We start from the raw sequence: 11122 nt of genomic DNA on the forward strand, positions 1-11122 counted from the left end.
CGCCATGGCGGCAATGTCTTCCGGCTCGCCAATAAATGGCGTGTTGAGCACCTCCAGAAACAGCCGATCCATCTCGGGCGTGGACCATTGCATCTTTGCCGGCGTCTGCGTTGGACCGGGTAAGATCGCATTGCTGCGGATGCCCCGCTTGCCATAGGTGGCGGCGATCGCCTGCACGAACCAGTTGAGCGCAGCTTTGGACGATCCATAGCTATAGGCTGTGATATCCCCGCCCATGGAACTGCCCGATGAGGTGGAGATGATCGACCCTGCGCCGCGCTCCAGCATGTGCGGAATGGCGAGCTTGCTCGCCAGAACGGCGCCCAATACATTCACTCTCAGATTGGCGAGGAAGATGTCGGGATCGAAGGCCAGGAAATCCATGTCGCGCATGGCGTGGTCCTGATTGACGTATAGCGCATTGTTGAACAGCACGTCGATGCGGCCGAAGTCGGCGATCGTCTGGCTGACCATCTTCTCCAGATCGGCCTGTTCGCCGACATCGACGGTCATCGCACGCGCCGATCCGCCGGCGTCGACAACGGCCTGCGCGGTCATCTCGGCAGCTTCGGCGCGAATATCCGCTACGATCACCGTCGCGCCTTCCCGCGCGAACATCAGCGCGCTGGCGCGTCCGATGCCGCTCCCGCTGCCGGTGATGATGCAAATCTTGTTGGCAAGGCGGGTCATTCTGCTTCCTCTCGCTTTTTAATTCATAACCGGCGGCGGCTGCACGTTGGTATCAGCGCAGATCATACTTCCTGATGGACAGAATCAGTAGGTAGGCACGGCTGCGCTGGGGATCGGCCTCGACACGGGCCGCGACCCGCTGCACCAGACTGGCCATCAGTGCGTCCCGATCACGGGACGCATCGACCCGCGCCAGGAAGTTGGGGCCGTTGGCCGCACCCATCATGGCTGCCCACAGCCGCCCCAGTTCGGCCGCATCGCCGGATCGCTGATAAGCATCCCAATAGGGATCAGGGGACGGGATCGCGGCGAGATGCTCCAGTTCCAGTTCGGGCACCAAGCCGGCATCGAAAGGCGCTTGTATCTGATCGGGCGAACGCCCCGCGGAGGGCGCCGTCATCCTTAGCGTCTCATCGGCGCTGAGCAGTCCTTCACCCTCCATGTCGACGATCGATTGCCAGAAATTTCCGGCCATCCATTCGAAGCCGTGGCTGTCGGGCCCCCTGCCCATGAACTGACAGATCAGGCGTCCTCCCGGCCGCAATTCGACAGCGCGCGCCTTCAGGAAGGCCAGCCAATCCTCCGCCAGCACGGCCTCGACGGCAGCACGCGCCTGCGCGGACCGACTGAAAATCGCCCAGCCATGATCCGCGACGTCGACCGGATTGCGGCTCATCCAGTGCAGCGCGTTGGAGGACCAGCCCAGATCGACGCTGCCGGGCGGCAATATCGCATCGAAATAGGATCGGCCGATCGCGGATGGAAAGACGCCCTGTCGGCCGTTCAGATAGCTGGCCGGATCCCGGTCCAACAGGCCGAACAGCGAGGTGAAATCGTTCGATGGCAGATCCGTATGCACGACCTGCACCGGCCTCCGCGCGTCGTGCGCGCGAACCAGATCGATAGCTGTCGCCATCGGCGCCATCGAATTGCGTCCTTGCGACGCGCCATAATCGACAATGGTTACGGGACCGACAGAACCGTCCCCAATGGCCCGCGCCGCCGCCTCCAGCAGGGGAAGCGCGGATTGCAGATTGGCCTGTTGCAGACCCGAATGGCGGTTGTAGAGCCCGTCCCCCGCCATGGCCGCGACAGCGGCGGGATCAGCCATAGAATGTCTCCGCGATGCGCTGCGTGTAGATCGCGCTTTTTTCGGGCGACAGGCCATAATGGGGGATCACCGGCGTAATCGCGTCGGCCAGGGCGGCGCGCCGCGCGACCCGGCTGCGCACCTCATCAACCGTTCCAACCACGGCGATGCTTTCCACCATTTCGTCGGAGCAGGCCGCCGCCATACCCGCCATGTCGCCCTGCGCGAAGGCGGCCTGGATCGCCGATGCCTCGCGGCCGAAACCGATTTCCTCGAAATAGCGCAGATATTGGGGTGACTGGCTGTAATAGGCCACGGTCCCTCGGCAATCCTCAATCGCCTCGCGCCTGTCGTCGGAAATCGCCGTGAATATCGAAATATTGAGCGAGAAGCCCTTGCGCGCCCGACCGGCCCGATCCAGCCCGGCCTTGATCTGGGCTGCCACTTCCCGCTCGATCCAGGCATCGTTCCACAGCGGGTGCCCGAGCAGCCCGTCGGCAATTTCCGCCGCCTGCGCGCAGGCCTTCTGAAACACCGCCGGCAGGACGATGGGAATGTCGCTGCGCACCGGCTTGTGCAGCAGGCGGAAGTGCGAAAGGTCGAGACGGTGATAGTCTCCCGCCAGTTCGGTCAGCTCGCCTGTATGCCCGCGGGCCACGACAGCGCGGATCATGCCCACGATCTCGCGCATATGGGCGAGCGGCTTGCCATAGGCGCTGCCGAATGATCCCTCGATCTGGCTCTGCGCGCTCGACCCCAGCCCCAGCACCATCCGGCCGTTGCTGATGAGGTCTAGGTCGATGGCGCTGCACGCGGTTTCCAGCGGACTGCGCACGAACGCCAGCGCGATGCCGGTCCCCAGCTTGATGCGCTGCGTGGCGGGCGCGACGGCGGCCAGCGTCGTGAAGGGCGCGCCGAACATTTGCGGCGCCCAGACCCCTTCCACGCCCGCCGCTTCATAACTCTGTGCCAGCGCCGACAGATTGGCCCCCGGCATCGGGACGATCTGCGCCCAGACAGCCTTGCGATCGGTCATAGCATCCCCCTTCAAAAGCCGCTTGTGTCGAAATAGTCGCGCCAGGCGACGATATGGGGGCCGTCCATTTCCAGGGCGCCCATCAGCCGCAGCGAGAGCATTTCCTGCCCATCCGGCCCATAGAAAATATCGCTGCGCTCGGTCAGAACGACATTGCCTGCCGCCGCCGCATGATGGACCATGACCGCGCAGCGTTCGAACGGAATCCGGCCCAGAAAGCCGTCGACGAACTGCCTCGCCTGATCGACCCCGACGGTTGTCGCCACGCCGACATTTTCCCAGCGCGTATCCGCCGTAAACCGGCGCTCCATGGCGGACAGCATGTCTTCGCGCGAGCCGCTGCTTTCCCGAAAAAACGCCAATACTTCGTCCAGTGGACCGGGCATGTCACCCCCTGCTCCTGTGTTGCGCCGGCATCATGGCGCGGGGAGTCCGCCTTCTGCCCTGCCGAAAGATAGCAGCCTTGTTTTGGCAGGGGGATCGGCACACCATCGGTCGGAAAGGTCATGCTGAGAATAGTATGTCCTCCCCATAACAGTGAATCGAGCGGCCAAATATCGGGCGTCGCCTATACTTCCCGGCAAAGCTGAGAGGAGTTTTCACTGATGAGCGCCGTTGACGAATTGATCGCCCTTGCCCGATCACCCGATCCGTTCCGGAATGCCCCGGACAATCTGGCCGAACTGCAACTGGAAGCGGCTCGCGAGCGCTTCGCGGAGCGGCGCCAGCAGATCAGGGTGCTCGACAAGCGGGCGAAAGAAGCCGGTATCGACAGCATCGACAGCCTGGCCGACCTCGTCCCGCTCCTGTTCGCCCACACCAATTATAAAAGCTATCCTGAGGCTTTTGTCGACAATGGCCAGTGGAAGCATATGAACATGTGGCTCGGCACGCTGAGCAGCTATCCGACGGACAATATCGACGTTGCGGATGTGCGCGACATTGACGAATGGCTGGACCGCGCCAAGGCGGCGGGCCACCATGTCTTCGCGTCGAGCGGGACGTCGGGCAAATCCTCCTTCCTCAACCAGTCGACGCAGGACCGCGACCTGTCGCTCGCCGCCTGTCTGGCGGCGGCCGACCTGTCGACACCGGCCTATGTGCCCGATCACGGCCGCTCGGTCTTCACCATGATGCCGCCGCGCGGCACCCACAAGATGATCGAATTCTGCAATGTCCATTTCCCGCGCTGGGCTGCGCCCGGCGAATTTCATCGCCTGAGCGACTATCCGATGCGCGCCTTCGACGCCATGCGCCCCGCGCAGCTGCGCCGCCTGCTGGCTGCCGGCAAGGTCGGTCCCGGCGAGATCGCCGCCTATGAGGCGGAAGTCGAGGCCCGCCAGCAGACGCGGGCAGGCGAGTTCGACGCATGGATGGACCTGCTTGTCAGCCGCCGGGATCGCCCGCTCTATATCGGCGTCATGTATGGCGTCGCCTGGCAGATGGTGCAGGCCCTGCGCGCGCGCGGAATCAAGGATGGCGATTTCCATCCCGACACGCTGATGAGCTTTGGCGGCGGTACCAAGGGAGCGGCTGTCCCGGCCGACTATAAGGAACAAATTATGGGCTTTTTCGGCGTCACGCCGGACCGCATCACCAGTTCCTATGCGATGGTCGAAATGAGCGGCTTCTGCGCCAAGATCCAGCCGACCGAATCCTATGCGGTGCCGCCATGGATCATCCCGCTCATCCTCGACAAGCCGGGCGAAAAGCTGCTGGGCACGACGAAGGATATTGGCCGGATCGAGGGGCGCATGGCGTTTTTCGACATATTGGCGGACGGCCGCTGGGGCGGCATCATTTCCGGCGACAAGGTGCAGGTGGAGTTCGGCTCCGGCCTGGAGGGCGTAAAAACACCGGTGGTTCACGCGATCGCCCGTTACGCCGATCTGGAGGAGGGTGAGGACAAGCTCAGCTGCGCCGGATCGATCGATTCCTATGTGCGCGGATCGATTACCGCACCCCAGCCGGTCGCGGCCTGAACGACAGGAGGCAGACATGCTGCATGAAATCATCGCCGATAATGACCGGCTGCTCGTTCCCCATGTGATCAAGGGCGTGGTCCAGCTCGACGCCGCCGTCGAGCACCGTTCGCGGGCCAGCGGCACGACGGTCATGACCCCTTCGATCGATCTGGACTCGTTGATCTGGCCGCGAAGCCAGCCCGGCCCCGCCTTCGACACGCCGCTTGCGGAGATCGTGGATTTCCTCGTCGAAGTCGGCAAGGCGCTCGATTTCGACCGGAACATCTATCTCCAGGAAGCCGCGGCCTATAATCTGCGCTGCAACACTCTTGGCGCGCGCATCCTGGAGAATTGCTACCGCGATATCGCCTGGTTCTTCACCCGCGAGGCGGTCGAGGCGGAAGCCGAACAGTCGCTGGGATCGCTCGACGTGCTGGATGGGTGGGCGCGGCGCGACATTCAGGGCACGGCCTTCGACATCCGCGCCTTCCCGCCGCGCATGGTGCATGTTCTGGCCGGCAACGCCCCGATCGTGCCGCCGGTCACGATTGTCCGAGGGGCGATCAGCAAGGGCGTCCACCTGCTCAAAATGCCGTCCAACGACATGTTCACGGCGACCGCCCTGCTGCGGACGATGGCGGATGTCGGCCCCAACCATCCGGTGACGCGCTCCTTCTCGGCAGCCTATTGGCGCGGCGGCGATGCCAACATCGAAAATCACATCCTGCGCTCGCAATATTTCGACAAGCTCGCCGTCTGGGGTGGCGAGGCGGCGGTACGCCACGCCATGCAATATGCCGCGCCGGGCTTCGAGATCATGTCCTTCGATCCCAAGGTCTCGATTTCGCTGATCGGCGGCGAAGCCTTTGACGACGTCCCCCTCGCGACCATTGCCGAACGGAGCGCGGCCGACATCATCGCCTTCAATCAGGATGCGTGCAGCTGCGCCCGTTTCCAGTTTGTTGAAGGATCGGGCGAGCAGGTCGACCGCTATTGCGAAGCGCTGGTGGAGGCGATGGGCAGGGATATCCGCTATGGCGCGGGACCCGACGGCCCGCTGCCGCCCGCCATGCTGATCGACGAACTGGACATGCTGGGCAATCTGGAACCGGTCTACCGCCTTTTCGGACGTCCCGACGGCCGGGGCATGGTCATCCGCTCCAGCGAACCGGTGTCGTTCAATCCGGGCGGCAAGCTCGTCAATGTCGTCGCGGTCGACCGGCTTGCCGACGCGATCCAGCATGTCACCGTCGCCACCCAGTCGGTCGGCGTCTATCCCCCCTCCCGCATTGCCGAGGTGCGCGATGGGCTTTCCTCGGCGGGCGCCCAGCGTATCGTCGGTCTCGGCAACATCAACAACGGAAAATTCGGCGGCCTGCCGCACGATGGGGGATGGCCGGTGCACAAGATGATGCACTGGGTCGTCACCGAAGCAGCGAAAGATTGAAAACGACCATGACACAGACGAACATTCAGACGCTGTCACTCGACAGCTATCGCCTGCTCGGCCGCTCGGGCCTGCGGGTTTCCCCGCTGGCGCTCGGTACCATGACCTTTGGCGAGGAATGGGGCGCGGACGAGCAGGAATCCCGCCGGATTTTCGACAGCTATGTCGACCAGGGCGGCAATTTCATCGACACGGCGGGCTATTATGCCGACGGCGCATCAGAAATACTGACCGGCAAGTTCGCGGAAGCCAAGCGCGAACGGCTGGTCCTGTCGACCAAATATTCGCTGACCCGATCGGTCGGCGATCCCAATGCCGCAGGCAACAGCCGCCGGAACATGATGCAGACGGTCGAAACCAGCCTCAAACGCCTGCGCACGGACCGGATCGATCTGCTCTTCCTGCACGCCTGGGACGATACGACGCCTGCGGATGAGATCATGCGCGCGTTCGACGACCTCGTGACGCAGGGCAAGATCCTGTATCTGGGCCTGTCGGATACGCCTGCCTGGCAGATGGCCCGGCTGCAAACCGTGGCGGAATTGCGGGGATGGTCCCAGTTGTCGGCCTTGCAGGTCGAATATAATCTGGTCGAGCGCACGGCGGAACGCGAACTCATCCCCGCCGCCAAGGCGCTGGGTATCGGCGTCATGCCCTGGTCGCCGCTGGCGAGCGGCATGCTGTCCGGCAAATATGCGACCGGCGGCAGCGCCCATGCCGGCGAGGCCGGCGGTCGCGGTGCCCTGCTCGAAGCGGCAGGCCGTGTTGACGCACGCGTGGTCACCATCGCCGACGCGGTGAAGGGCATCGCCGACGAGATGGGCGTCACCTCGGCTCAGGTGGCGATCGCCTGGACCCTCGCCAATCCGGCGGTCGTCTCGCCCCTGGTGGGCGCACGGACGATGCGGCAATATGAGGATAATGTCGCCGCGCTTGGCGTCACGCTGGAGTCCGCGCAATTGGAACGCTTGGATGCGTTGAGCCGCACGCCGCTCGGTTTTCCGCATGATTTCCTCGCCTCACCCTTCATCCGCCATGGACTGACGGGCGGCACGACCATCCAGCCACGCGCCTGATCAGGCAGCGCGGATCAGCCTTCCGGGACGCGCGCCAGTATCGGCGCCGTCCCGCCGGGTGATCACGCCGCTGACCATCGTGGCGCGATAGCCGGTGGCCTGCTGCGCCAGACGGCGCCCACCGCCGGGCAGGTCATGGACGACATGGGGGGCATGCAACCTCAGCGCGCCATGATCGATCAGGTTGATGTCGGCCTTCATCCCCGGCTTCAGCCGCCCCCTGTCCCGCAGCCCCAGGAAATCGGCGTTGTTCGCGCTCAGCGCCTTGACTGCCGCAGGGATCGTCAGTTGCTCGCCGGCCCGATCGCGGGTCCAGTAGGACAGCATCGTCGTCGGATAGCTGGCATCGCAGATGATGCCATAATGCGCGCCGCCATCACCCAGTCCGACGATGCTGTAGGGATCGCGCATCATTGCGAGCGCAGGGTCCAGCGACTTTTCCGCATAATTGGAAAAGGGCATCAGGATCAGCGCATGGCCCTCCTGCTCCAGCATCAGATCATAGACCAGTTCGACAGGACCGACGCCGCGCTTTGCGGCCAGCGCGGCGATGCTCCGGTCCGGTGAAGGTTCATAGTCCGGCTCGGCTCCGAGCGGATAGATATTGTCCCATGTGCGCAGCAAGCGATGCAGCGGCGTCGGCGTCTCATCCGGCTCCTCCGCGATCAGTCGCGCGCGGAAGGCGGGATCGCGCATGATGGCGACCTTTTCAGCCAGCGGTCGGTCCGCAATCGCACGATAGCTTGCACAATGGCTGAACGCGTTGGCAGACGTCGACAGGCCGCACATCGCACCCATCGGCCGGGGAAAAACCTGCGCCAGCACCGGCGCCGCGCTGGTGCGATTATGCTCGGCCAGCGCATCCATGGTGCGCCGCCAGCCCTGCGGATCGGTCGACCATTGGGCGAGCGAATAGGTCAGCGGACGCCCCGAGGCGCTGGTCATGCGCTTCATCAGGTCGAGATCGCTGGCCCAGTCGGCGGTATCGAGATTCGGGATCATCTGAAGCACGCCGCGCCCCGCATCACCCACCGATCGGGCGATCGCCACCAGTTCATCGCTTTCCGCCTGAAAGGACGGGATGAAAGCGCCATCGCCGCGCCGATGCACCAGCGAACGCGATGTCGCGAAACCAAGCGCGCCGGCCGCCATCCCCTCCGCCACGAGCTGCGCCATCCGCGCGACATCCGCCGCGGTCGCCGGCTCGCGGTCCAGCCCGCGCTGGCCCATCGCATAGACCCGCAGGGGCGAATGGGGAATATAGGCACCCACATCCGCGTCCCAGGCGCGCGCCTCGAGCGATCGCAGATAATCCGGGAAGCTCTCCCAATTCCAGGGCAGGCCCTTCGCCATCACCGCTTCGGGAATGTCCTCCACGCCCTCCATGACATTGACCAGCGCCTCGCGGTCCTCCGGCCGGCACGGCGCGAAACCGACGCCGCAATTGCCGATGACGACGGTGGTGACGCCATGTTCGGCGGAAGGCACCAGACTGTCCGACCAGGTGACCTGCCCGTCATAATGGGTATGAACATCGACGAAGCCGGGCGTGACAAGGAGGCCACGGGCATCGATCTCCTCGCGGCCTTGACCGACATCAGCACCGATCGCCGCTATACGGCCGTCGGCAATGGCGATGTCCGCCTCGAACGGATCGCCGCCTTGCCCGTCGACGATCGTTCCGCCCCGGATCACCAGATCAGCTTCCACCATGTCCTTGGCTCCCCTCAGCCTGCCAGCGCGGCCAGCATCTCGCCGGATGCCTGTTCTTCGGTCACCCACTTCAGCATGCGGCGCACCGGCTCGATCGCATCCTGCCTTTCCATATTATGCTGCATCGTCGCCGCTCCGCCCAGCGACACGATCCGCTGCGCGCCCTGGAAAGCGAGGCGGTCGCGCAGCTCATCCTTGAGGCTTTCGGGAAAGATGCCGATCGTCTGGGTATAGGCGTTGACTGCGCTGACGGCCGTTTCCCTGCTGTCGATGGGCACGATATTGCCCACCCGGCAGGCGAGCGTGCGGGAAAAGTCGACCGGATAATCCTCCTGGCTGACGATCACCGCGCCCTCGTTGGTCCGACCGCCGAAGATGCGATAATCTTCGTCATTGAGGCGGATGCCGTCGATCTCGGCCTTGAGCGCGCCGTCGAATGCCTTGTGCGGCGTGCTCAGATGATCGGGCAGACGCTGGAGTGCATCGAAGGTCATCTGCCCCAGCCGATTGGCGCGCTCCAGCCCGGCTTCGTCCGTGCCGCATTCGACATAGATGACGCGCGCGGACACGCAGCCTTCCTGATTCTGCGCGCCGATGTCGAGCGCCAGACGGCGCGCCACCTGACCCAGCGTCGCTTCATCGGCGAAGGCTTCGCGACCGATGATCGTTCCCGACAGCTTGGGGTCCTGGGTGATGAGGTCGATGCCCGGTTGCAGATAGCGGGTGATATGCTTGACCGAATCGAACCCACCCCAGGCGACGATCTTTTCGATGCCACGCGGATCATAAATCGCCGATTCCACCTGATCGTCGCCGCCCTTCCAATAGGCGACGGAGACATGTTTCGACAGCGGATGGTCAGGGTCCATCTCGACCATGGTTCGCACCAGCGCGGCCGCCGTCAGCGGATCGTTGGACGGCAGCTTGATGATCGCGTCCGATCGGGTCAGCGCATTGCGGATCACCGTCAGGATCGACACGATGGGCGCATTGCCGGCAATGACATGCACGGTCCGCGCACCGAAAGCGCGCGTGCGGGCGGTCAGGCCCGGAAATCTGCCAGCCCCCTGATCCACCCAACCTTCCAGATAGTCGACGCCGCAGGAGCGCTCCATCATCCGCCGCATTTCGGTGCGATCGAAGGCGGCGCCGATATGCTGGAAGTGGACGCGCAATATGCTCTCCGACAGGCCGGAGGTCAGGCAGGACAGGCGAAACGCTTCCTGCAAATGCCGGTTCTGCCCGAAATCCAGCCGCTCCCCCAGGGCGACGAGGAAATCCAGTATCTCATCGAAGCTGAGCGAATAAAGGTCGGCCATGGCCGAGGGGGTGCGCAGGGGCAGGCGCGCGACATGCTTGGCGATGTCGGGCGCCGAGAAGCTGACGCCACCCCGGCGGCCGCCATAATCGACTTCAGCATCATCGATAATCTGCCCCCGGATGATCAGAGGAACGCGGAATTGATCAGTCATGGCTCTACTCACATCGACAGTTCGGCAAGAAATTCGAGGGCGCGATCATGCGCTTCGGGGGCGCCGGCGCAGACGATGCGATCATCGCCGCCTTCCTTCTCGCTGTAGCGGCGAACCGGCGGAATGACGTGCGGCCCGGTGCGGCCACAGGCGCAGGGTTTTTCCCAGCCCGCCAGCGTGATCTCATCCCCCGTCACCAGCCCGGCCCAATAGGTGTTGGGCATCAGGTCGAACGAGGCGAAGCGGCCGGTCAGGCCGTCCTTGCGCGGCAAAGGCTTGCCGGTCGCTGGGTCGAGCAGGAACGGGATCTGGATCGGCGGGATGTGATAATGGCCATGCTCGCACATCATCGACAGACCCATCTGTTCGGACGTGGCGTACATTTCATAGATGGTATCGAAACCCAGAAACTCGAGTACGCGCTCGCGCCAGTCGTCGGGCAGTTCCTTGCCCTTCTTGCCACCGCCGGTCAGCAGCACGCTGCCCTTGCCGAAGACATTCTTGAGTCCGCGCTTCAGCCCCTCCTCCGCCCAGTCGTAGAGGATGGCCCACATCGCCGTCACATAGACGTCGCGCCCGCCGAAGCGCCGCTGCGCCTCGCTGAAGAAATGCTTGAGGTCGTCGGGCCGGCGGC

9 protein-coding genes and 1 pseudogene are annotated in these 11122 nt (G+C 64.1%); 3 read left to right on the forward strand and 7 right to left on the reverse strand.

Translation table 11 applies throughout. The features are described 5' to 3' along the window. The 4 genes from ACFC3J_RS16835 to ACFC3J_RS16850 form a co-directional block, all read right to left on the reverse strand. The coding region (locus tag ACFC3J_RS16835) for an SDR family NAD(P)-dependent oxidoreductase (protein WP_375197264.1) at nt 1–690 on the reverse strand (690 nt) is incomplete at its 3' end. A gap of 52 nt (nt 691–742) precedes the next feature. After that, nucleotides 743–1801, reverse strand: a complete 1059-nt coding sequence (locus ACFC3J_RS16840; protein WP_279729365.1) for a hypothetical protein — start codon at nt 1799–1801, stop codon at nt 743–745. Next, nucleotides 1794–2816, reverse strand: a complete 1023-nt coding sequence (locus ACFC3J_RS16845) for an LLM class flavin-dependent oxidoreductase (RefSeq protein WP_375197265.1) — start codon at nt 2814–2816, stop codon at nt 1794–1796. The genes ACFC3J_RS16840 and ACFC3J_RS16845 overlap by 8 nt, the downstream gene beginning before the upstream one ends. An 11-nt stretch (nt 2817–2827) precedes the next feature. Further along, nucleotides 2828–3202 (reverse strand): limonene-1,2-epoxide hydrolase family protein, encoded by a 375-nt coding sequence (locus tag ACFC3J_RS16850; RefSeq protein ID WP_375197266.1) that lies wholly within the window; start codon nt 3200–3202, stop codon nt 2828–2830. A gap of 219 nt (nt 3203–3421) precedes the next feature. Between ACFC3J_RS16850 and ACFC3J_RS16855 the strand changes: the two genes are divergently transcribed. Genes ACFC3J_RS16855 through ACFC3J_RS16865 form a run of 3 tightly spaced genes read left to right on the forward strand, consistent with a single transcriptional unit; the run spans nt 3422 to nt 7303 of the window. Beyond that, complete coding sequence (locus ACFC3J_RS16855) at nt 3422–4798, forward strand: hypothetical protein (protein ID WP_375197267.1); 1377 nt, start codon at nt 3422–3424, stop codon at nt 4796–4798. Nucleotides 4799–4814: 16 nt separating this feature from the next. Beyond that, complete coding sequence (locus tag ACFC3J_RS16860; protein ID WP_375197268.1) at nt 4815–6227, forward strand: acyl-CoA reductase; 1413 nt, start codon at nt 4815–4817, stop codon at nt 6225–6227. Continuing rightward, nucleotides 6224–7303 (forward strand): aldo/keto reductase, encoded by a 1080-nt coding sequence (locus ACFC3J_RS16865; RefSeq protein ID WP_375197269.1) that lies wholly within the window; start codon nt 6224–6226, stop codon nt 7301–7303. The genes ACFC3J_RS16860 and ACFC3J_RS16865 overlap by 4 nt, the downstream gene beginning before the upstream one ends. Here the strand turns inward: ACFC3J_RS16865 and ACFC3J_RS16870 are convergent, their stop codons facing one another. The 3 genes and pseudogenes from ACFC3J_RS16870 to ACFC3J_RS16880 form a co-directional block, all read right to left on the reverse strand. After that, a complete protein-coding gene (locus ACFC3J_RS16870; protein WP_375197270.1) occupies nt 7304–9016 on the reverse strand; it encodes an amidohydrolase family protein in 1713 nt (570 codons plus the stop codon). Between the two features lie 14 nt (nt 9017–9030). Next, nucleotides 9031–10488: an acyl-CoA reductase gene (locus tag ACFC3J_RS16875; RefSeq protein WP_222886143.1), complete on the reverse strand. Its 1458-nt coding sequence runs from the start codon at nt 10486–10488 to the stop codon at nt 9031–9033. An 8-nt stretch (nt 10489–10496) separates the two neighbouring features. Beyond that, nucleotides 10497–11122: pseudogene (locus ACFC3J_RS16880) on the reverse strand (hypothetical protein); the annotation flags it as partial.

It is taken from the genome of Sphingobium sp. (assembly GCF_041987595.1).
Classification (GTDB): Bacteria; Pseudomonadota; Alphaproteobacteria; order Sphingomonadales; family Sphingomonadaceae; genus Sphingobium.

Bases quoted from the DNA above. Each gene is read 5' to 3' on its own strand.
- ACFC3J_RS16850 (WP_375197266.1), bottom strand. From the start codon at position 3,202: ATGCCCGGTCCACTGGACGAAGTATTGGCGTTTTTTCGGGAAAGCAGC.
- ACFC3J_RS16845 (WP_375197265.1), bottom strand. From the start codon at position 2,816: ATGACCGATCGCAAGGCTGTCTGGGCGCAGATCGTCCCGATGCCGGGG.
- ACFC3J_RS16860 (WP_375197268.1), top strand. From the start codon at position 4,815: ATGCTGCATGAAATCATCGCCGATAATGACCGGCTGCTCGTTCCCCAT.
- ACFC3J_RS16855 (WP_375197267.1), top strand. From the start codon at position 3,422: ATGAGCGCCGTTGACGAATTGATCGCCCTTGCCCGATCACCCGATCCG.
- ACFC3J_RS16870 (WP_375197270.1), bottom strand. From the start codon at position 9,016: ATGGTGGAAGCTGATCTGGTGATCCGGGGCGGAACGATCGTCGACGGG.
- ACFC3J_RS16840 (WP_279729365.1), bottom strand. From the start codon at position 1,801: ATGGCTGATCCCGCCGCTGTCGCGGCCATGGCGGGGGACGGGCTCTAC.
- ACFC3J_RS16875 (WP_222886143.1), bottom strand. From the start codon at position 10,488: ATGACTGATCAATTCCGCGTTCCTCTGATCATCCGGGGGCAGATTATC.